Source organism: Pseudomonas sp. ICMP 3272, assembly GCF_001466905.1.
In the GTDB taxonomy this organism is placed as follows: Bacteria; Pseudomonadota; Gammaproteobacteria; order Pseudomonadales; family Pseudomonadaceae; genus Aquipseudomonas; species Aquipseudomonas amygdali.
Genome location: NZ_LKEK01000024.1, coordinates 55,528 through 76,996, shown reverse-complemented (window position 1 = coordinate 76,996; position 21,469 = coordinate 55,528). Strand labels below are relative to the sequence as shown.

Sequence of the window (21,469 nt, the reverse complement as noted above, 5' to 3'; positions counted from 1 at the left end):
TCGGCAGTTGAAAATCACGATTGACGCGGTCACGCGGGACTTTCTGTTTTTCTATGCAGCGTAGATAAGTGAGTACCGTGATACGGGGAAATTCAGCGTATTTTGCCGAGGGCCGATAGGTGGCGAATGTGGTTATTCCATGAGCACGAATGCCTCACGGAAAAAATGTATTCTGGTTCTGTGTGCACATCAGGAACAGGCGATCATGGACAACTCACATGGCGTACAGAACCTTGTCTGGCAAACCAGCCAAGTGTCCTCGACAGACCGTGAGCAGCATTTGAAGCAAACCCCGAAAACAGTCTGGCTGACCGGATTCAGCGGCTCCGGAAAATCCACCATAGCGTTTGCGCTGGAGCGAGCGTTGATGGACCGTGGCAGGCTTGCGTACACCCTGGATGGCGACAACATACGTCAGGGTTTGTGCCGGGATCTGGGTTTTGCTGCGGCAGACCGTTCGGAGAACATCAGGCGCATCGCTGAAGTCGCCCGATTGATGAATGACGCAGGCCTGATCGTTGTCTCGTCGTTCATTTCGCCCTATGAGACCGACCGGGAAACCGCTCGCTCGATCATTGGCCACGAGCGCTTCATCGAAGTGTTTGTCAGCACACCGCTTGAAACCTGCATTCAGCGTGACCCCAAAGGGCTCTATCGCCGGGCGTTGGCAGGCGAGTTGAAAGACTTTACCGGCATCAGCGCCCCCTACGAACCGCCTGCTGGCGCCGCCCTGTGTCTTGATACCAGTCGATTAGCAATTGACGACTGTCTTAAGCAAGTTTTACGGCTGCTCAGCCTGAATACATAAGCTGGCTGCCTCACCTGCAGGGTTCAGTATCATCGATACATCGGCGTTTTGCTGCAAGCGGTCGGAAAGGCTGAACACAGGTTTTGGGCGTGGGTCAAAACGTTTATATCGTCGATAACGATGATGTATTCAGCCCACACAAGGATGATCGAAAATGAACAATTATTTTCGCATGAGCGCCATTGCCATCGTGCTTTCGCTAGGCTCTCAAGTGGTTACTGCTGCGCAGGACGCTGACGACTTTGTAAAAGATGCTTCTGCAGCAGGGATCGCAGAAGTTCTGGTCGGCAAGCTTGTACAGGATGAGCAGGGTGTGTCTGCCGACGTGAAGAAGTTTGCTCAGCAAATGGTCACAGACCACACGGCTGCTAACAATCAGCTGGCAACGATTGCCAAAAGCAAGAACCTTGAACTGTCCGAAGACCCCATACTCAGGGATAAAGCCGAGGCCGCCATTCTGGAAATGCACAAGACGTCGTTTGATCAAGCGTATGCCAATAATCAGGTCATTGCGCATGAGCAGGCGACCAAGCTGTACAAGGAAGAGGCCGATAACGGTGATGACCCCGAGCTCAAGGCGTTTGCCAAAGCCACGTTGCCAACACTTGAGCAGCATCTTGAACAGGCGAAAAAACTTGCAGCTGCGCATGGCGACGACGCTGCCAAAAAGTGATGTAACTGTAAAAACGTGATGGGATATTGCGCATGATGACATCTTCCTGGCGAGAGGTAACGTCATGCGGCTATTGATACGTTACTGAATGATATGACTTTCGGCGCTGTAAATATCTGAGCGTTCGTGAATGAATAGATCTTCTATAGTCATACGAGTCATGGTTATACCCTTTTCAGTAACCGAGTGACTTATCCACAGGCAAGGCTGGTGTCCAGCCTGCCCGGGGACTCGTCTTATAGACGGTGTGCCATTGATGTGATCAGCGTTCTGGCAGGCTGTTATCAAGCAAGGTTCCAACCCCGAAGACCTTTATAGCCATCACCACCTGAAGACCCCGACGTGCAAGCAGCGCCTGAGCCTCGAAAGCACGAAGCCCTTTTACAAACACCGCGTCGGTCAACGCAGTATCCAACTCGCCCTGAGACGGGAGAGGTTTACGGGAGCGAAGTTTTTTCATGATTCCGTTCTCCTGAACAAGACAGGCTTAAACCCGTTTCAAACATTTTTGCCCTGTACAAAACCAGAACCCAGATCCGCACCGGTAATAGGGTTGGCAGTCGGATCGGACTGGGTCCGCTCCTTCATCATTTCCAGCACGTCTGCATCCTTGGCATCCAGCTTGACGGAAGCCGTGCCATCGCCGCCATCGACAGCCGGTTGTGGCGATTCCACATACTCCCAGTTACCGCCCTGGTTCCACGGGCCGCGTACGTTGGGTTCACCGGACATGTTGAAGTACTTGTTGGTAAATTCCGGCATGCCCGGCAGTTTGCCCTGCGGAAAGTTGGGCTGGATGGCGTGCAGGGCTTTTTCGAAAGACAACTGATGCGCGATTTCACGTGTCATCAGAAAGCCCAGCGCCTCTTTCACCCCCGGGTCATCTGTCACGTTCATCAAACGCTCGTAAACAATCTTCGCTCTGGATTCCGCAGCGATGTTGGAGCGGAAGTCAGCTGTTGGCTCGCCAATGGTATCGATGTAAGCCGCCGTAAAAGGCACACCGGCAGAGTTGGTCAACGGCGCACCGGCCCCGTACAGCAGGCTGGTGATATGGGAGTCGTTGCCATTGCCGTTGATGGAGCGGTAAAGCTCGCCTTCTTCTTCGATGCCTTCAGCCAATTGACCTTTGGCGCCTTTGTTGAGCATGACAATAATCGAGCCGACTATTTCCAGGTGGCTCAACTCTTCGGTGGCGATGTCCATCAGCAGGTCTTTACGGCCTGGGTCTTCCTCGCTCAACCCTTGAGTGAAATAACGTCCGGCTGCTGCCAGCTCGCCTTGGGCACCGCCGAACTGTTCCAGCAGAAGATTGGCCAGTCCAGGGTTTGGTCTAGCTACCCGCACGGTATATTGAAGCCGCTTGTTATGAATAAACATGTCGTATCCTCAGGCGTGATCCTTTGGGAAGCGTCAACCCACCTGGATGGGTTTGATTCAACGCAGTCACTGGATATGAGAAGGCGGGCATGTATACGTTGCGTATAACTTTAGCGAACGGGATGAACGGCCTGAAAATCCGGGTTCAATAGAATTTTCTTATTCGCTGAATGTTTGAAAAACAACACACTATTAGTTCAGAGGCCCCGCAGGCAATGCTCAGAGCGTAAGCCGTCTGTGTTGGCGAAAAATTCAAAAAAGACGGGTTATAAACAAAGTCTATTAGTTGTCATAGCCTTGCGGCCATCCCTATCGGCATGAGTGAGGATGGCTATATGATATCGCTTACATGATGGCATTAATATTTTGAATTTTTCGAAAACCCTGCGATCTGTTTTGCGAGTCGACAAAGCAGGAGCAACACAATGGCTGATGAAAAACACTACCGTATCGATTACCTGCTGCATGGCAGTTACAAGACGTTCTATATAAGAGCGGTTGTCATGGACAATAAAGAAGCCTGGCACTGGGCGTCGGTGGATGCAGGATTCGGTGCGATCCCCAAGTACCGTTCCGACCCGGTACCAAAGCTGAGCAAGCCTCAAGCTGAAAAGCTCGGGTTGTCGAACGTGGAGTGGACGAGGGCTTGAAAGGCCCTCGTTCAAAACGCTATGACGCTCACCGTTGTGCGTCACGATGCCGCACAACGGTGTACGCGCTGAAAGATCTGTGGTCGACAGATCTGCCAGATGGACACCCATTTCCCTCCGTACTGAACTGAATCCACCTCATTTGGATCAGCGTTCACCGCAAGCTTCACTCCCCAGGCTCCGCCCCCGCGTCTTCCCGTAAACCCCCGCGACCTCAGGTTCTACGTAGCCCTGCCGATAGACCGGTATCAGATGATGGCCCTCATTGAACTTCCAGATGGGGCACAGCTCTGAGGTGATGTCACTATGCCTCTATCTGAATGGATGATTCCCTTCAAAGCGGCACCACTGACCTTGCACCTGCCGTGATGCAAAGAAATAAAGGAGCTTTTTCAGCCGGATCGGGCACCCTAATTAAAATAGAGACCACTATGAACATCCTTTCGCCTGGTATTTACCTTACCAATCGCCTGCGGTTCCCTGCCAAGTTTGCCGTTTTAGCCATCATTATCGTCATCCCGCTGATCGTTCTCGGTCTTCGGGTTTTCAACAGTCTGAATGCAAGCATAGACACCGTTGCCCAGGAACGTATCGGTCGTGAATACCTGCATGTCATGACACCCGTTCTGCGACTCTCCATGCTGCAGCGTGCAGCAACCAACCGTTTGCTCGCCGGTGATGCCTCCGCTGCCCAGGATCTGGCCAGCAACCGCAACCAGCTTGAAACAGCGCTTGGTAACCTCGCCGACATGGATGCCCGTCAAGGACGTCTGCTGGAGACCGAGAGTCGCGTGCAGCGTCTTCGCGAAGGTGCGCGCTCCCTGATGGAAAGTCTCAAGCCTGGTCTTTCGCAAGACGAGGCGTTTGCACAGTGGAATGAGCAACTGGCCCAGACACTCAACTTTATCTATTACGTCTCGGCTACCTCGGGCATGGTGCTCGACGAAGATTATGCGTCGCTGTTTCTGATCGACCTGAGCACCATTCGTATGCCCAGAGAAATCAACGTGGCTGGTCAGATCCGGGGTATCACAGCCGGTTTGAGTACCGGTCAGGGGCTAAGCGTACCGATGCGCGGCTCGCTTGAAAGCCTGTTGAAGATCGAACTGCAATTTCGCGCGGAGCTGGAGCAAAGCATTCGACTGCTCAAGCGTCGTGCTCCAGAGCTTGCTGCCCGCATTGGCGACCCTATCGCTTCGGCCACCTCGACGATGGACAGCTTTCGCAACGACCTGCACGCCTACGTTAAAGGTACAGAGTTCTCGGTGCAGCAGGGGCAGGCGCTGAGCGCGCGCGGTAACGCCGTGGTAGCCGGGCTTTATAAGGCCCAGGACGAAATCCAGAGTGCGCTTCAAGGTGAACTGGATACGCGTTACGACGCGCTCTTGCTGCAACGCGAAGTCGTGATTGCCATGTGCGTAATCATGGGCTTGCTGTTGCTCTATGCGTTCTTCAGCATCTACCGTGCCCTGCGCCTGACCATTGATGGTCTGCTGGGCGTCACCCGTCGCCTGGCCGACGGTGATCTGAGCGCCCGTGTACAGGTGAGCAGCAAGGACGAAGTGGCTGACATCGCCAACGGTCTGAACCTGATGGCCGAAGCATTCGCCAATTCCATTTCGCACATGGACCGCACGTCATACGAACTGTCTGACGTAGCTGCCCGACTGGGCACCTCCATCGGTCTGGCCAAGCAGTCGATGAACGCGCAACAGGCTGAAACCGAGCAAGTGGCGACGGCCATCAACGAGATGACCACAAGCGTGGCCGATGTAGCGCAGAACACCGAAGGTGCTGCGCTGGCTGCTGATGAAGCCAACACTGCCTCGCGTAACGGGCTGCGCATCATGCATCAGGCCCACTCGACCATTCAGGCTCTGGCTGAAGAAGTGGAAGTCAGCGCCCAGAAAGTCCAGGCGCTGGCCCTGCACAGTCAGTCGATTGGTGGGGTTATTCAGGTCATCAGTACGATTGCCGATCAGACCAACTTGCTGGCCCTGAATGCTGCCATCGAAGCGGCTCGGGCTGGCGAGCAGGGTCGCGGGTTTGCTGTGGTGGCTGATGAAGTCCGCACGCTGGCTTCGCGAACTCAGGCGTCGACCGAGGAAATCCGCAACATCATCCAGCAACTGCAAAGTGCCACCGATGCTGCCGTGCAGCAGATGCAGGCCGGCCAGCAAAAGGCTCAAGCGTGCATCAGTGCCGCCAGCGATGCCTCTGGCAGCCTGTCGAGCATTAGCCAGGGTGTCGAGCGTATCGTCGAGATGAACACTCAGATCGCCAGCGCGGCGGTGCAGCAGCATGCGGTTTCCGAAGACATCAACCGTAATGTCATGGAGATTCGCAACAGCTCCGGCACCTTGATGCTGGGTATCGACAACAATGCAGTCACTGCCGAAGAACTGGCGCGAGTTGCTAGCGACATGCGCAATGTCGTGGCGCGTTTCAAGCTGGTTGCCTGACCGGATCGGGGGCTTTCAGCCCCCCGATTCTCCTCTCGAATCGGCGTTCTAACGCTGATTGCCTTTTTTCGATCAAGTTTTGCTCTTCTGCGGCCGATAGCTCTGGCGCGCGGGTTTGCTGTCCATAAAAACAAATCTTCAGCTCTTTCGTCGCGCACAAAAAGCATTTTCAGGAGATTTTATGAACAGCAGCTTTGCGAATATCAGCGTCAACATGAAGTTGGCATTGGGCTTTGGGACGGTTCTTTTTTTCACTGCCATTCTCGCCTTGGTCGGCTGGACCAGCCTCGATAAACTCATCAATCGCACCGACAGAATCGGCGATATCACTGAGTTGAGTGACAACCTGACCAATCTGCGCGTCGCGCGCCTGCAATATATGCTGACTGACGGCGATGAAACCGCCGCACAAAACATGCAGAGCAAGCTGGATGTCTTCAAGGCGCAGCAGCAATCACTGCTCATCAGCTTCAACAACCCGCTCAACCTCAAGCCTCTACGTGAACTGGCCGACGTCACTCGCGACTACGAGGCATCGTTGAACAGCATGCGCGCTGCGTTTCAGGCCGGCGCCAAAGTGCGTAATGACATGACCGCCAACGCCATGGTTGCCATGCGCGCTGTCGACTCGTTGAACGATGCCGTCATGCAGATCGATCCTGCGGACCCGGCGCGTTTCGATCAGGTCCAACTGGCGACTACCGCCAGGCAAGACCTGATTCTGGTTCGCTATGAAGTACGTGGTTATACCGGCAACCCCAATGACAAGACCGAGAAAGCAGCTTTTCAGCAACTGGATACGGCGATCAGTCATCTGGACAGGCTCAAAACCGCTTTTGGCGCTGCCAACCGCGAACAGATTGCTCAGTTTGAAAGCGCTCTTCGCAGCTACCGCAGCTCGGTCGACGCTTTCAAGGCCACTACTCAGACTGCTGCGAGCGTGCGCAAGGACCTGACATCCCAAGGGGCTGCCATCGTCAAACTGGGCGAAGAGCTGTATGGCATTCAGATGCAGATGGGCAAGGATGACACTGCTCAGGCGCGTAATCTGCAGATCGGTTGCGTGCTGTTGGTCATGTTGCTGGGCATTCTTGCGGCCATCGTCATTACCCGGCAGATCACCCGGCCGCTGCGCGACACGCTGGCGATTGTCGAGCGCATCGCTGCTGGCGACCTGACTCATACCGAAGCCGTCACCCGACGTGACGAACTGGGCGTGTTGCAGCAGGGCATCCAGCGCATGGGCACCACCCTGCGCGAGCTGATTTCCGGTATTCGTGACGGCGTCACGCAGATTGCCAGCGCTGCCGAAGAGCTGTCGGCGGTTACCGAGCAGACCAGCGCCGGGGTCAACAGCCAGAAGGTCGAGACCGATCAGGTGGCGACAGCCATGCATGAAATGTCGGCCACCGTGCACGAAGTGGCACGCAATGCCGAGCAGGCGTCCGTTGCTGCCTCCGATGCCGACAAGCAGGCCCGTGAGGGTGACAAGGTCGTCGGCGAAGCCATCCAGCAGATCGAGCGACTGGCCGCCGAGGTGGTTCGCTCATCCGATGCAATGAATGTGCTGGAGCAGGAAAGCGACAAGATCGGCAAGGTTATGGACGTAATCAAGGCGGTTGCCGAGCAGACCAACCTGCTGGCACTCAACGCAGCTATCGAGGCCGCGCGTGCCGGGGAAGCCGGTCGCGGTTTTGCCGTTGTGGCCGACGAAGTTCGCGGCCTGGCGCAACGGACCCAGCAGTCCACCGAGGAGATCGAAGGGTTGGTGGCGGCGTTGCAGAATGGCACGCGTCAGGTGTCGGGCATCATGCTCGGCAGCCGCACGCTGACAGACAGCAGTGTCGAGTTGACGCGCAGGGCCGGTACGTCACTGGAAAGCATCACCCGGACCGTGTCGAACATCCAGGCGATGAACCAGCAGATCGCAGCCGCCGCCGAGCAACAAAGCTCGGTGGCCGACGAGATCAGCCGCAGCATCGTCAACGTTCGCGACGTGTCCGAGCAGACCGCTGAAGCCAGCGAAGAAACCGCAGCCTCCAGCGTCGAGCTGGCGCGTCTGGGAGGCCAGTTGCAAACGATGGTCAGCCACTTCCGCGTCTGAGCCAGCGGACTTTTATGCCCTTGCGGTGCGGGGCGCGGGAGGTGTTCTTTCGGACACCTGTCGTTTCCTGCGCTCCAGCGCAGAAGTGANGCAGAGCGTCGCACGATAGCTTAGATTATCGTTCCTCACGCTCCAGCGTAGGAATGCCGTGGGTGACGCTCCGCGTCACAGATCTGCGCTGCGCCGCTGAATCGAGATCGGACGCAGAGCGTCGCACGATAGTTGAGCTTATCGTTCCTCACGCTCCAGCGTGGGAATGCCGTGGGTGACGCTCTGCGTCACAAATCTACGCTGCGCCGATTGTTCAAGATCGGGCGCAGAACATTCAGAACTGCCTACCTGTTAGTCCTGTAAATATACGATGGTATATATCGCTCATACTCACAGATAAACATGACCTACTTTTGCAGGTTTTAACAGTTGTTCAAAACTCGATAAGCTTTACTCACTGTCCGGCAACTATTAATTCACGGCCTTTCTCTGTTATCGCCGACCGCCTGTTTGCTTATAACGCTGGCGGGTACGCGCCTGCACAGCCGATTCGAGGTGAACAATGCATTCAATATTTGAATTCGGTAAAAGCCTGCGCACGCCCCGTTTTGTAAAACCCGGTGCGCGCACTCCTTATTGGGCCGATGGTATTTGCCTGGTCATCATTGCCGTGTTTATTGCGCTGGTGCTGTATGGCGTGGGCCAGATGATGCAGCCACTTGCCGCGCTGAACTCAAGCCCGATGAGCCTCGACCCTGCGCGCCTGCCCGAATATGCATTGCGTACCACGCTGCGCATGTTCATTGCGCTGGCGGCTTCGCTGGTCTTCACGTTTGTCGTGGCCACGCTGGCGGCCAAAAGCCGTAAGGCCGAGCAAGTGATTATCCCGGCGCTGGATATTCTTCAGTCGGTTCCGGTACTGGGGTTTCTGACGTTCACAGTGACCTTCTTTATGGGCCTGTTCCCCGGTCGGCAAATGGGGGTCGAATGCGCAGCGATTTTTGCCATCTTCACCAGCCAGGCATGGAATCTCGCATTCAGTTTCTATCAGTCACTGCGTACCGTGCCGAGCGACCTGAATGAAGTCACCCGGCAGTTCGGACTGTCTCCACTGCTGCGTTTCACCCGCCTGGAGCTGCCGTTCGCCGTACCGGGGCTGGTGTGGAACATGATGATGTCGATGTCCGGTGGCTGGTTTTTTGTGGTCGCCTGCGAGGCCATTTCGGTTGGTGACACCACGGTCAATCTGCCCGGCATCGGTTCGTGGCTGGCGCTGGCCATCGAGCAGAAAAACCTCGCTGCGATTGCCTGGGCGGTGGGCGCAATGGCGCTGGTGATCCTGGCCTATGACCAATTGTTGTTCAGGCCGATCGTGGCATGGGCGGACAAGTTTCGCTTCGAACAAACCGCGTCGTCAAAGCGTCCGCGTTCCTGGATGTACAGCCTGCTGGGCCGCTCGCGGGTGGCACCGATGCTGGGCTCGATCCTCGCTGCGCCGTGCAAATGCCTGATGCTGATCGACTGGCGTGTGGTATCCCGGCTGTGGAGCGTAAAGCTCACGCCTGGCGTTGTCCGGTTGCTCGACTATCTGTGGCTGGCCCTGGTGATGGCCGCTTGCCTGACCGGCAGTGTTTACCTGTTCAGGTTCATCGAGACGTCGCTGGGCATGAGCGACCTGGTCACCGCGTTTGGACTGGGGCTGGCAACAATGGTGCGGGTGATCGTCCTGATCGTCATCGCCAGCCTGATCTGGGTGCCTGTTGGTGTATGGATCGGCTTGCGTCCGGTCTGGGCTGAACGCTTGCAGCCGATAGCGCAGTTCATGGCGGCTTTTCCAGCCAACGTACTGTTCCCTTTTGCAGTGATTGCGATTGTCGGTCTGCACCTGAACCCGGACATCTGGCTTTCGCCGCTGATGGTGCTCGGCACCCAGTGGTACATCCTGTTCAACGTGATCGCGGGGGCCAGCGCCTTGCCGACCGACCTGCGCGAAGCGGCCACGATATTCAACATGCGCGGCTGGCAGTGGTGGCGGCGTGTGGCCTTGCCGGGGGTGTTCCCCTACTACGTCACCGGGGCGCTGACCGCATCGGGTGGGTCGTGGAACGCCAGCATCGTCGCTGAGGCGGTGTCCTGGGGTGATCAGCATCTGGAGGCTGCAGGGCTGGGTTCTTACATCGCCAACGCGACCCAGGCGGGAGACTTTCCACGCGTTGCGTTGGGCATTGTTGTCATGTCGGTCTTCGTGATCGCGTTCAANAGGCGGGAGACTTTCCACGCGTTGCGTTGGGCATTGTTGTCCTGTCGGTCTTCGTGATCGCGTTCACNTCAACCGGTTGCTGTGGCGTCCGCTGTACGGGTTTGCCGAGCGACGTCTGAGTCTTGTGTGATCTTGATTGAGGAGGGCGCCATCATGATGGCTGTCGAAACGCGCTGCCTGGTAGATGTTCAGAAAGTCCGACATGTGTACGGCAAAGGCAGCAAAGAGCGCCTGGTGCTGGATGACGTGACACTGACGCTCAATGAGAACGAAATTGTGGGCCTGCTGGGCCGCTCCGGCTCGGGCAAGTCCACCCTGTTGCGCTCCATCGCAGGGTTGGTGGTGCCCACCGAAGGCGAAGTGAATTTTCCTCGTCGCGTGCAGGGGCGGGCGATGTCGGTAGGCATGGTTTTTCAGAGCTTTGCCCTGTTCCCGTGGCTGACCGTGCTGGAAAATGTCGAAGTCGGGCTTGAAGCGCAACGTGTGCCACCCGCCGTGCGTCGCAAGCGCGCGTTGGCAGCCATCGACCTGATCGGTCTGGACGGCTTTGAAAGCGCTTATCCCAAAGAGCTTTCCGGCGGCATGCGCCAGCGCGTGGGCATGGCACGTGCGCTGGTCATCGACCCTGATGTACTGCTGATGGACGAGCCGTTTTCCGCGCTCGATGTGCTGACGGCCGAAACCCTGCGCACCGACTTGCTGGATATGTGGAGCGAAGGGCGCATGCCCATCAAGTCGATCCTGATGGTGACGCACAACATTGCCGAAGCCGTGCTGATGTGCGATCGCATTCTGCTGTTCTCCTCCAATCCGGGTCGGGTGATCAGCGAGATCAAGGTCGATCTGCCTCAGCCGCGCAATCGCCAGGACCCGATCTTCCGGGCACTGGTGGAAGAAATCTACGTGCTGATGACCCAGGACAACGATGCAGGCGAAATACGTCAGGGCGTGTTTCCGGGCACCGGGCTGGGCATGGTTTTGCCGCAGGTGTCCACCAATGCGCTGGCAGGGCTGATCGAAGCCATTCATGCGCCGCCCTACAGCCTCAAAGCGGACCTGCCGGAACTGGCCAGCGCGCTGCACTACAACGCCGACGAGCTGTTCCCGATTGCCGAGGTCCTGCAACTGCTGCGTTTTGCAGAACTCAAGGGCGGTGATATTCGCTTGCTGCCTGCCGCAAATCGCTATGCGCTGGCGGATGTCGACGAGCGCAAGCAACTGTTTGCCCAGCACCTGCTGAGCTTCGTGCCGCTGGTCGCGCACATTCGGCGGGTGCTGGATGATCGCCCCACGCACACGGCACCGGCGCGGCGTTTTCGCGATCAACTGGAAGACTTCATGTCGGAAAGCGATGCCATGCAGACCCTGAATGTCGTTACGCAATGGGGGCGCTACGCCGAACTGTTCGCTTATGATGAGCTGGCCGATCAGTTCAGTCTGGATAACCCGTCCTGAGGTTTGTACGACATACTCGGCAGGCCTTTTGAAGAGCGAGATGGTGCAGATGCACGAGCCAGAATCCTGTAGCACGACCGCGATGGCCGTCAGGTGGGTCGCCTTGCTGGCGCTGGCGCTGGTCATCGCGATTGCCGATACCCTGACCGATCTGGAGATCGCCGTGGGGGTGTTCCAGATCGCGGTGGTGCTGCTGGCGGTCAGGCTTTTGCCGGTCAGGGGCGTGATCGTCGTGGCGGCGGTGTGCATGCTGCTGACGGTGGTCAGTTACGAAATGACCACCTCCAGAGGCAGCGAGGCGTCCGGGCTGATCAATTGCGTCATCAGCCTGGCCGCCATCGCTATGACCACCTGGCTGGCGCTGCGTATGGCGCGGGCCATCCGCACGGTTCATGAAGCGCGCTCGCAGCTGGCGCACATCGCACGGGTCAATCAGTTGGGTGAGCTTGCTGCGTCCATTGCCCATGAGGTGAATCAGCCGCTGTCGGCGATTGTCATCAGCGGTAACGCCTGTCAGCGCTGGCTGGCCACCGAGCCGGTCAATCTGGAAAAGGCCCGTCAGGCAGTCGAGCGCATGATCGGTGATGCCAATCGCGCCGGAGATATCATCGTGCGAGTGCGGGCCCTGGCGAAGCGCTCGTCGACGCACAAAGAGTGGATAAGTGTGGCGGACACGGTGGCCGAGATCGTTGCGCTGGCGCACAGCGAGATAGACGGGCAGGGCGTCACACTGTCGGTTGACGTGCCGGAGGGAATGCCACCGCTGCTGGCTGACCGTGTGCAGATCCAGCAAGTGCTGCTGAACCTGATGCTCAACGGCATGGACGCGATGAGGAAAGTCGAACCGGAGCAGGCGCAACTGGACGTGCGGGCCGAGTGGCGCGGAGGCGGGGAAATCGAGTTCACTGTCAGCGACAGCGGTGTAGGGATTCAGCCGGAAGCAGCCGATCGGCTTTTCGACGCTTTCTACACCACCAAAGAGGAAGGCATGGGAATTGGGCTGGCGATCAGTCGGTCTATCATCGAAGCGCATGGCGGACGAATCTGGGTGACGCCCAACCCGTCAATTGGGGCCACGTTTCATTTCACTCTGCCCACTGGAAAAATGGAAACCTGATGAACACAGCCGCTACTGCACCGCAGGCCGAAGAGCCGGTCATCTTTGTCATCGATGACGACCTCTCGGTGCGTTCTTCGCTGGAAGACCTGCTGGCTTCAGTTGGCTTGCGCAGCATGTTGTTCGGCTCGACCCGCGAGTTTCTGGACACCCCTCGTCCTGATGCGCCGGGCTGCCTGATTCTGGACATTCGCATGCCCGGCATGAGTGGCCTGGATTTTCAGGAGCACATGGCCAGGTCGGGGATTTTTCTGCCGGTCATTTTCATCACCGGGCATGGCGATATTCCCATGTCCGTGCGGGCGATGAAGGCCGGTGCGGTGGAGTTTCTGACCAAACCCTTCCGTGACCAGGACTTGCTGGATGCGCTCCAGCAAGGGCTTGAGCGAGACCGCAGCCGTCGCCGCAACTCAGCCGTGGAAGCCGAGTTGCAGCGCCGTCACGCCAGCCTGAATCATGGCGAACAGCAGGTGATGGAACTGGTCGTCAGTGGCTTGCTCAACAAACAGATTGCAGCCCGCCTGAACGTGAGTGAAATCACCGTCAAGGTCCGGCGTGGCTCGGTCATGCGCAAGATGGAAGCCGACTCGCTGGCTGACCTGGTCAAGTTTGCCGAGCGGCTCAAAGAGCTCCGTTGATTAACCCACGCCCGCACACTTATCGTTCCTTGCGCTCCAACGTGTGACCGCCTTGCGTGAGGCTCCGCGTCACAACTCTGCGCCGCGCTGCGTGCTCGACTCATTCACCAGTTGTGGCAATACGTAGTTGCGCACCACGTACAACGAACCCTCTGCGCTCAAGTGTCCCGAGTCGATCTGCAGCAATGAGCGGCTGTTTTCCAGGCGTACCCGACAGGCATCGGCGATGCACAGCTTGTCGATCAGCGACACAAACTGGATGCCTGCCGATACAGCCAGCGCGCGGGTTGCCTGATCCACCCGCATGACGCTTTGATCCAGCGCCGGATCGCGGATATACGACTCGCTCAGCCCCCAATGACGGTTGACGATGACACTGGGCAGCGATGGGCTCCACGACGGCATCGGACCGATCAGCACTATATGTTTCACGCCAAAGCCCTTGAGGCGGGTCGCAATCCGCTTCCAGTCGGTCTTGTCGTGGCCATCCTTCTGCGCGATGACCACGATGTCCGGACGCAGCCTCTCGATGCTCTGCAGGGCAGTCCTGTTGGAGTAGTCGCAGGCCTTGCTGGTCGCTGACGTGCGTCCCTCGTGGTCATTCAGGTCGGGAACGCAACTGGCCGAGGCCACCTGATAGAAGGGGGTCGTGCGTGTCAGCAAGGTACGCAGCCCGAGTGACAACGCCTGGGCGTGAGAATCGCCCCACAAGAACACTCCGCCCGGCCCCTGTTTGCGCGTGCAGGCCTCGTCGATGCCCGACTGGCCACGCTGGGTCAGGGCGGAAAAGGCGTCACATTTCAGCCAGTAGGGCTCGTACAGGTTGTGCTGTCGATCGACGTATTCCTGGATGAAATGCGCCTTGTCCGAAACACTGATCGGGCGAAGTGGCGATACCACGCCCCGCGTCGCACCCACCAGCGCCCCGGCCGCGAACACCAGAACGACCAGTGCGGCGGGCATGGCAAATTTCCGGCGCTGGTCAGGTTGATGTGGGCTGGCGGGCCGCTCGATCAACCGCCATGAGATCAGCCCGAGTGCCAGGGCCACGCCGATGCCCAATAGCACCGTGCGGGTGTCGCCCAGCAAACCGGTGTAGTTCATCCACACCACCACCGGCCAGTGCCATAGGTACAACGAGTACGACAGTTTGCCTGCCCATTGAAACAGCGGGTTGCAGGTCAGCAGCGAATCATTGCGGGCCGCCGCGATCACCGCGAAAGTCCCCAGCACTGGCATCAGCACCAGATACCCTGGCCACATATCCTGCACGGACAGCAGACAGAAACCGGCAACGATCAGCGCCAGTCCGACCTGTTCCAGAACTCGCTGCTGCAGGGGCCTGAGTTGCAGCGGGAACAGGCAGGCCACGCCACCCGCGAGCAACTCCCAGGCACGGGTCGGCAGCAGGTAAAACGCGGCTTCTGGCCATCGGGACGAGGCAAACACACACACCACAAAGCCCGCCAGACTTGCGCCCAGCACCCACCAGCGCAGATTGTGCAGCGCGACAAAGCGACTGAGGAGCAACAGTGCAATCGGGTACAGCAGGTAAAACTGCCACTCCACCGACAGCGACCAGGTGTGCAGCAGCCATTTCTCATGAGCACTGGCGGTGAAATAACCGGCCTCGCGCCAGTAGACAACGTTGGAAACGAATCCCAGGCTGCTGGCCACATGAGTGCCCAACGCGCTGTAGTCCAGCGGCAGCAACGAGAACCAGCCCAGCAGCAGCAAGGCAAGACACAGCACCGCGAGGGCCGGGACGATGCGTCTGGCCCGTGACGTGTAGAACGTTGCCAGCCTGAATTTGCCGCTCCTCAAGCCGCGCAGGATGATCCCGGTAATCAGATACCCCGAGATCACGAAAAACACGTCCACCCCTGCGAAACCGCCAGGCAGCCAGGCGGGTTGAAAGTGAAAGAGCAGCACCGCAGCCACCGCGATGGCGCGCAGCCCATTGATGTCTTTTCTGAAGTCCATTTGAGAAAGCCATCCGGTGGATGATCGTGAGGGAGAGTGGCGCTGTGCAGCGCAGCGGCCGGGAAGTTATCTGGCGGCCCGTCAGTGGGCAGTGGAGGGCAGCCTGAGCGCATGGCTTGCAGCGGATTGTCTGCTGGCAATCACATGACCAATGGCCACGCCTATAAACAGATTGGCGACGGCGACCTCGAACATGTCGGTGGTCCAGCTGATCAGGCACCAGCAGAAACTGATCGCCAGCAGCATGTGGCCGATGCGGGTCTGATCATCGATCAGTCGGAACAACAGCGGAATCTGTAGCGCGTACAGCAACAGCCCCAGCACGCCCAGCATCGCCCACAGATACAGCGCCGAGCTGTCCATACCGAGAAATACGCCGGCACCTTCGACCGGAAACAGCCCCATTGTGCTGCCGACCATGCCGAAGCCCGCGCCGCTGATCATCCAGCCTTCGCGGCTCATGGCATTTATCAGGTTGGGCCAGGTATTGATCATCCGGTCATACAGCGAGGCCAGAGAGCCGCCGCTACTCACCGCATAGGCATCAGGGCTCACAATCAGCCCCAGAGTCGGTAGCAGCAGGCCGATGCCTACCACCACGCTGCAAAGCGTCCGGCAGGTCCAGCTCATTCGCCGCAGCAACAGCAGAATAAGGGTCAGGGCAAATGCCGCGGCTGGCGCTTTACTGGTGGTCAGCACGATGGCGTAAAGCGCCACGGCACTGAGCAGGATCATCATCAGGCGTGAGCGCACGAAAATGATCAGGTACAGCGTGTAGAAGGCGATCATGATCGACAGCACGTTGGACACTCTGGCGAAACCGGCAATGCGGTCTACCTCGTCCGCGCTCCATGTGGTGTTGGCGCTCAGTTCGGTTTCACCGACGCTGTAGCTGTAGCCCTTCCAGGGCACCGAGGTGTACTTGTCCAGAGCAATACCCAGCAGTGAGGCCAGCAGGCAAAAGCCGATGGCGCGGTACAACAGCGTGCGGCGGTAGAGCAGGTGCTTGCTGCACACCAGGCCGAACGCCAGCGGGCTCAGGGCGAACAGACTGAACGCCAGGTTGTGGACGCTGGCGCGATGCAGCATGGCCAGCAGCCCTGAAATCAGCCACACCATCATGAATGCCCAGAACAACCGTCCCGCCTTGAAGGTGCACAGCTCAAGCACAAACAACAGGATGCAGGCAGCTTTGGGCAGATAGAGCAGCGGGCTGATGCCTGCCTGATCGAAGTAGAAGCGCAAGGCTCCAGAGAAGGTCTCGACCAGAATCAGGCTGATGGCGACCCACACTACCACCGTGGATTTATCAAAGGACATCACCGACGACCTGGCGTCGGCGCTGTTCGCAGTAGTCAACGCCATGCTGGCTGCCTTCTGGATATGCGTCAGGGGAATTGCGCGGACAAAGCTACCGCCCGACGATCACGGGCATGTGTCGACACAGGAAGGCTCTGGGAGATGAAAGGTCTGGAGCGAACGCTCGCAACGGCGTGACAACACGTATATCAGTCGCAGTTCGGGCAACTGTCAATTAATTAGTCAGGATTAAGGGTTAACCCAGCAGAATCTGCGCGGCCCGCCCGCTCAAGACCGGACGCGGAGCGTCGCACGATAGTTGAGCTCATCGTTCCTCACGCTCCAGCGTGGGAAAGCAGTGCGTGACGCTCCGCGTCACAATTCTGCGCCGCACTGCACATTCAGGATCGGACGCAGAGCGTCCAGAAAGGCATGCGACGCAGAGCGTCGCACGATAGTTGAGGTCATTGTTGCGCGCTAAAGCGTCGGAACGCAGTGCGCATCAAGGGTACTTGCGTCTGTCCGGTGCTGGCGGGAAGTACTGGTACATCCACGTTTCGCTCAGCGTCCGGTCGGCGGTGCGGATGAACATGCGCATTTCAACCGGCTCGACCGAGTCGCTGTCCGGTACCCAGTCGAAGGTGACGCGGTAGCCCTTGATGTCCGGCAGCACGAGGATGTTGAAGTCCTGCACCTTGCCATGCGTGACCGTGACGATGGGCTCGATCCCGGTGCCTTCCGGCAAGCGATCCAGGCCGCCGCCGTTGAAATCCACAGCAAAGCGGCGCGCCCAGGTTTTCGGGTAATGCTCGCCCGGTGCCCAGCCTTCGAGGAAGCCGCCCATGCCTGAACGAGTGGCGTGGACCTGCGCCAGTGGCGTGCTCACAGGTGGCAGCGGGCTCCAGAACAACTTGTAGCCATAATTCATCGAATCGCCGGCCTTGACCGGCGTTTTCGGTGTCCAGAACACCACGATGTTGTCCATCGTCTCGCCCGTGGTCGGCAGCTCCAGCAGGCTGACCTCGCCTTCGCCCCACGCGGTGACCGGCTCGACCCACAGGCTCGGACGGCGGCTGTACCAGACTACGGTGTCCTGATAGCTGGAAAACTCGTGATCGCTCTGCACCAGCCCGAAACCTTTCGGGTCGGTGTCGGCGAATGCGCTGAACTGCGGTTTGGCCGGGTTGTTCAGCGGACGGCAGATCCACTCACCGTTTCCGCGCCACATCGACAGGCGATCCGAATCGTGAATTTGCGGGTGGATGGTGTCGCACATGCGGCGCTCGTGAGTGCCGCAACTGAACATGCTGGTCATCGGCGAAATGCCCAGTTGCTGGATATCGGTACGGGCATTGATGTGCGCGTCGATTTCCATGACCACCTGGCCAGCCTGACAGTCGATGTCGAAGCGGTAGGCGCCGGTTGCACTGGGCGAGTCGAGCAGTGCGTAAACCACAAAGCGTGTGGCGTTCTTGTCTGGCGTTTCAAACCAGAACTTGGTGAAGTCGGGGAATTCTTCCTGACGCTTGGCGTAACTGTCGATGGCCAGGCCGCGGGCCGACAAACCGTATTGCTTGTTGCTGTCCACGGCCCGGAAATAGCTGGCACCGAGGAACGAAACAACGTCGTTGATGGCGATTTCCGGCGCCTTGAACAACTTGAAGCCGGCAAAGCCCAGATCGCCCTTGACCAGATTCTTGTCGATGCCGCTGCTTTCGTAGTTGAACAGGTCATGGCGGAAATGCACTTCACGCGCCTGCTTGCTCTGCGGGTCGACGCTGTACATGCGCACCGGCGTCTTGAAACCCATGCCGACGTGGAAGAAATGCACGTCGAGCTGACCGTGGACGTCTTTCCACAGTGAGTGGTTCGGGTCGTAGCGAATGGCATTGAATTGCAGCGGCGTCATATTTGCCAGGACGGGTGGCAGCACTTGCTTGTTGCTCACATAGCCTTTGCCTGCGAGCTTCTTGGCATGGGCTTGCAGCTCTGCAAAATCGAAGTGTTCGATCTCGCCATCGGCTGCGGCGGCCAGTGCTCGCGCAGCATAAAGCCCTGAGGCCGACACGCTGCCGTAAGCGGCCAACGCCATGGACGCTTTCAGGAGATTTCTGCGATTCATAAGGGTGAAGCCTCTGAGTAATTCTGTGCGTCCTGCACAAAAAATGGCGCGCCAACGACTCCTTGCCGAACGCAAACTACCCACAACAGATAACAAAGACGAGATCCCGTTCGGAAATCAGTCAAAAAAAATCACCGATCGTGCTCAATGGAAGCGGCATCCAGATGGCAGGAATGGGCGTTTTTCAGGCCTGTTGTGGTGGGTTGAATGTGCTCGGCACCGCTTGGCGCAAGGCTTGCGAGCAAGGTGAGTACGCAGCGCCGGTCAGGGCGATAGGGCGCGTTGGCGCAGAGAGCTTGAATCTGCGCGCAATATTCAGCAACCATTTTGCCGGGTCGCGGACTGAGCAAATGTCAGTCTGCCGCAGGCAGAGCGTCCAGTACCGCATGCCGACGCGGAGCATAGGCACGATATCCAGCCCGATTATTTACCGCTATATCGCATTCGTTCAGGCAATAGTCCTGACGAAAGTTTCACTCTGCGTGTTATATCGTAACGCTATGATGCAGCTGCATTAATGGATGCCGATACACGGCTCTCCACAGGGCAATAATCAGCGGGTGCCGGGGTAGTGATGCGGGTTGATTTGGGTGAGCACGATGGCCTCGAAGGCCTGCCGCGTTTTCAAATGGCGGTGCAGCAGGTTCGGCGTCTCGGGCGACTGATGTATGTGAGTGGTGGGGTGGGCGCGTTCGGGCTGCTGCTGGCGCTGTCCATCGATCTGTTTTCCCCTGGTTCATTGTGGATGGCCGTGCTGGGCAACGCATCGGCGGCGCTGATACTGCTCGCCGCAGGCTTGCAGTCGGCCAGGCATGTCGCGATGTGGCGTGCCCGCGCGTTGGCTGCACCTGTTGCCGCAGACTCTCCCGCAACAGCGCAAGCGCTCGATGAAACCGGTTGGTATGAGCGCCTGCTTACCCGGCTGAGCGATTCGGGCGAGTCGCTGGTTCGGCACATCGGCAGCTCGACCCTGTGGCTTGCCGGGTGGGCAGTGCTGGCGTTGATCGTCATCCGCGCCTTCTGGAACCTGACGTTGTCCGGTTCCGACCTTTCCACTTCAGGCAGTCTGGCGGGCAGCATCCTGTTGCTGTTGGCGTTCGGGCTCTTGGTCATCGAACGGCAATTGAGCAGCGAGCCCGAAGGCCAGTCGCCAGAGGCCGGGGCGCTGGCGCAGCTGGTGCGCATGACGCTTATCGTTCTGTTGGTCGGCGCGTTGTGCCTGTTCTTCTCCAGCGCTGATCGCGTCTGGCCTGCACGGCTGGCTGTGTTGATCGGCCTGCTGCCATTGGGTGTGGCGCTTGAATTTCTGTTGCGGGCTGTGTTGTCGGTGTTCAGCCCGCGCACTCCGCGTCTCGAACCGCGCCTGCTGGCCGCCAGTTTCATCGCTGACCTGTTGCGTTGGCCGCCGCGCCCTTTGCTCGCCTTGCAGCATGAGCTGCACAACCGCTTTGGCATTGACCTGCGCCAGATCTGGGCCTTTACCTACATGCGCCGCGCCTTTTTGCCGGTGCTGGCGGTGGTTGCAGCGCTGGGCTGGGCGCTGAGCGGCGTGCATGAAATTCCGATGCAGGGGCGAGGCATTTATGAGCGGTTCGGCAAGCCGGTCGAAGTCTTCGGACCGGGTCTGCATGTGGGTTTGCCTTGGCCGTTCGGCCGGGTCCTGGCGGTTGAAAACGGCGTGGTACATGAGCTGGCGACCAGTGTTTCTGCGGCCGACGCGTCCGAGCAGACGCTGGACCCGGCCGAAGGGCCGCCGCCGGGCAGTGCCAACCGACTGTGGGATGCCAGCCATATCAACGAAAAATCCCAGGTCATTGCCAGCAGTGCCGGCGACAAGCAGAGCTTTCAGATCGTCAATATGGATGTGCGGTTCGTCTACCGCATCGGCCTGACAGATGCCGCGGCGATGGCCTCGACCTATAACAGCGCCGATATTCCTTCTCTGATCCGCAGCACGGCCAGCCGCGTGCTGGTGCATGACTTTGCCTCGCGCACGCTGGACGAACTGCTCGGCGAACAGCGCAGCGGGCTGGCCGATGACATCGGCAAAGCCGTGCAGGCTGACTTGCAGCGACTGGACAGCGGCGTTGAACTGCTCGCCACGGTGGTCGAAGCCATCCACCCGCCAGCGGGTGCTGCCAATGCCTATCATGCTGTGCAGGCTGCGCAGATCGGCGCACAGGCGCTGATCTCCCGCGAACGCGGCGCGGCCAGTGACAAGGCCAACCAGGCGCAGCTCAATGCCAGCGTTGCCCGAGATCAGGCCAGCGCTGCAGCCCGTGAAGTTCTGGCCACAGCGCAAGGCGCGGACCTGCGCTTCAGTGCCGAGCGCCAGGCCTACGCCAAGGCAGGGCAGGCGTTTTTGCTGGAACAGTACCTGGCGCAACTGACCGAAGGCCTGGGCAATGCCAAGCTGCTGATACTCGACCACCGTCTGGGCGGCGACAACGCGCCGACCATCGACCTGCGTACCTTCACCCCACCGGCAGACCCAACGGCGCCGCGTAAAGCCGTTCAGTAAGGAGTC

General features: G+C 58.6%; 14 protein-coding genes and 3 pseudogenes. 12 read left to right on the top strand and 5 right to left on the bottom strand.

Translation table 11 applies throughout. The annotated features are described in order from the left end of the window. Positions 1-205: 205 nt before the first annotated feature. Positions 206-808, top strand: a complete 603-nt coding sequence (cysC, locus tag AO068_RS03465; RefSeq protein WP_058407659.1) for an adenylyl-sulfate kinase — start codon at positions 206-208, stop codon at positions 806-808. Between the two features lie 154 nt (positions 809-962). Beyond that, entirely contained in the window at positions 963-1,481 is a 519-nt protein-coding gene (locus tag AO068_RS03460; protein ID WP_058407658.1) for a DUF4142 domain-containing protein, read from the top strand. Positions 1,482-1,743: 262 nt separating this feature from the next. On the opposite strand, the gene AO068_RS03455 is transcribed toward AO068_RS03460, so the two are convergent. Then, the gene (locus tag AO068_RS03455) at positions 1,744-1,941 is read right to left on the bottom strand and encodes a hypothetical protein (protein ID WP_058407657.1); all 198 of its coding nucleotides are present in this window, start codon (positions 1,939-1,941) and stop codon (positions 1,744-1,746) included. A 38-nt stretch (positions 1,942-1,979) separates the two neighbouring features. After that, positions 1,980-2,861 carry a manganese catalase family protein gene (locus AO068_RS03450; protein ID WP_058407656.1) on the bottom strand — a complete coding sequence of 294 codons (882 nt, stop codon included), beginning with the start codon at positions 2,859-2,861 and terminating at the stop codon, positions 1,980-1,982. A 425-nt stretch (positions 2,862-3,286) separates the two neighbouring features. On the opposite strand from AO068_RS03450, the gene AO068_RS03445 reads away from it, so the two are divergent. The 9 genes and pseudogenes from AO068_RS03445 (at position 3,287) to AO068_RS03415 (ending at position 13,538) form a co-directional block, all read left to right on the top strand. Continuing rightward, positions 3,287-3,511 carry a DUF6555 family protein gene (locus AO068_RS03445; RefSeq protein ID WP_002555969.1) on the top strand — a complete coding sequence of 75 codons (225 nt, stop codon included), beginning with the start codon at positions 3,287-3,289 and terminating at the stop codon, positions 3,509-3,511. Between the two features lie 320 nt (positions 3,512-3,831). Next, positions 3,832-5,103 (top strand): annotated as a pseudogene (locus tag AO068_RS29615) (HAMP domain-containing protein); the annotation flags it as partial. After that, positions 5,104-5,973 (top strand): methyl-accepting chemotaxis protein, encoded by an 870-nt coding sequence (locus AO068_RS29610; protein ID WP_404944502.1) that lies wholly within the window; start codon positions 5,104-5,106, stop codon positions 5,971-5,973. Positions 5,974-6,154: 181 nt separating this feature from the next. Further along, positions 6,155-7,174, top strand: a pseudogene (locus AO068_RS29605) (methyl-accepting chemotaxis protein); the annotation flags it as partial. 39 nt (positions 7,175-7,213) lie between these two features. Beyond that, positions 7,214-8,077 carry a methyl-accepting chemotaxis protein gene (locus tag AO068_RS29600; protein ID WP_369812074.1) on the top strand — a complete coding sequence of 288 codons (864 nt, stop codon included), beginning with the start codon at positions 7,214-7,216 and terminating at the stop codon, positions 8,075-8,077. A 553-nt stretch (positions 8,078-8,630) separates the two neighbouring features. After that, a pseudogene (locus tag AO068_RS03430) lies at positions 8,631-10,458 on the top strand (ABC transporter permease). A gap of 20 nt (positions 10,459-10,478) precedes the next feature. Further along, positions 10,479-11,783, top strand: a complete 1,305-nt coding sequence (locus AO068_RS03425; protein WP_029241027.1) for an ABC transporter ATP-binding protein — start codon at positions 10,479-10,481, stop codon at positions 11,781-11,783. 49 nt (positions 11,784-11,832) lie between these two features. Then, positions 11,833-12,900, top strand: coding sequence for a sensor histidine kinase (locus tag AO068_RS03420; RefSeq protein WP_058407697.1), 1,068 nt, complete (start codon positions 11,833-11,835; stop codon positions 12,898-12,900). Beyond that, positions 12,900-13,538: a response regulator transcription factor gene (locus AO068_RS03415; protein WP_005744911.1), complete on the top strand. Its 639-nt coding sequence runs from the start codon at positions 12,900-12,902 to the stop codon at positions 13,536-13,538. Before AO068_RS03420 ends, AO068_RS03415 begins: the two co-directional genes overlap by 1 nt. Positions 13,539-13,607: 69 nt before the next feature. On the opposite strand, the gene AO068_RS03410 is transcribed toward AO068_RS03415, so the two are convergent. The 3 genes from AO068_RS03410 to AO068_RS03400 form a co-directional block, all read right to left on the bottom strand. After that, entirely contained in the window at positions 13,608-15,521 is a 1,914-nt protein-coding gene (locus tag AO068_RS03410) for an acyltransferase family protein (RefSeq protein WP_058407652.1), read from the bottom strand. Between the two features lie 81 nt (positions 15,522-15,602). Continuing rightward, positions 15,603-16,886 (bottom strand): hypothetical protein, encoded by a 1,284-nt coding sequence (locus AO068_RS03405; RefSeq protein WP_058407651.1) that lies wholly within the window; start codon positions 16,884-16,886, stop codon positions 15,603-15,605. Positions 16,887-17,322: 436 nt separating this feature from the next. After that, complete coding sequence (locus AO068_RS03400; protein WP_058407650.1) at positions 17,323-18,942, bottom strand: glucan biosynthesis protein D; 1,620 nt, start codon at positions 18,940-18,942, stop codon at positions 17,323-17,325. Positions 18,943-19,516: 574 nt separating this feature from the next. Between AO068_RS03400 and hflK the strand changes: the two genes are divergently transcribed. After that, positions 19,517-21,463 (top strand): protease modulator HflK, encoded by a 1,947-nt coding sequence (gene hflK / locus AO068_RS03390; protein WP_058407648.1) that lies wholly within the window; start codon positions 19,517-19,519, stop codon positions 21,461-21,463. Positions 21,464-21,469 lie beyond the last annotated feature (6 nt).

Bases quoted from the DNA above. Each gene is read 5' to 3' on its own strand.
- cysC (WP_058407659.1), top strand. From the start codon at position 206: ATGGACAACTCACATGGCGTACAGAACCTTGTCTGGCAAACCAGCCAA.
- AO068_RS03460 (WP_058407658.1), top strand. From the start codon at position 963: ATGAACAATTATTTTCGCATGAGCGCCATTGCCATCGTGCTTTCGCTA.
- AO068_RS03455 (WP_058407657.1), bottom strand. From the start codon at position 1,941: ATGAAAAAACTTCGCTCCCGTAAACCTCTCCCGTCTCAGGGCGAGTTG.
- AO068_RS03450 (WP_058407656.1), bottom strand. From the start codon at position 2,861: ATGTTTATTCATAACAAGCGGCTTCAATATACCGTGCGGGTAGCTAGA.
- AO068_RS03445 (WP_002555969.1), top strand. From the start codon at position 3,287: ATGGCTGATGAAAAACACTACCGTATCGATTACCTGCTGCATGGCAGT.
- AO068_RS29610 (WP_404944502.1), top strand. From the start codon at position 5,104: ATGGCCGAAGCATTCGCCAATTCCATTTCGCACATGGACCGCACGTCA.
- AO068_RS29600 (WP_369812074.1), top strand. From the start codon at position 7,214: ATGGGCACCACCCTGCGCGAGCTGATTTCCGGTATTCGTGACGGCGTC.
- AO068_RS03420 (WP_058407697.1), top strand. From the start codon at position 11,833: ATGCACGAGCCAGAATCCTGTAGCACGACCGCGATGGCCGTCAGGTGG.
- AO068_RS03415 (WP_005744911.1), top strand. From the start codon at position 12,900: ATGAACACAGCCGCTACTGCACCGCAGGCCGAAGAGCCGGTCATCTTT.
- AO068_RS03410 (WP_058407652.1), bottom strand. From the start codon at position 15,521: ATGGACTTCAGAAAAGACATCAATGGGCTGCGCGCCATCGCGGTGGCT.
- AO068_RS03405 (WP_058407651.1), bottom strand. From the start codon at position 16,886: ATGGCGTTGACTACTGCGAACAGCGCCGACGCCAGGTCGTCGGTGATG.
- AO068_RS03400 (WP_058407650.1), bottom strand. From the start codon at position 18,942: ATGAATCGCAGAAATCTCCTGAAAGCGTCCATGGCGTTGGCCGCTTAC.
- hflK (WP_058407648.1), top strand. From the start codon at position 19,517: ATGCGGGTTGATTTGGGTGAGCACGATGGCCTCGAAGGCCTGCCGCGT.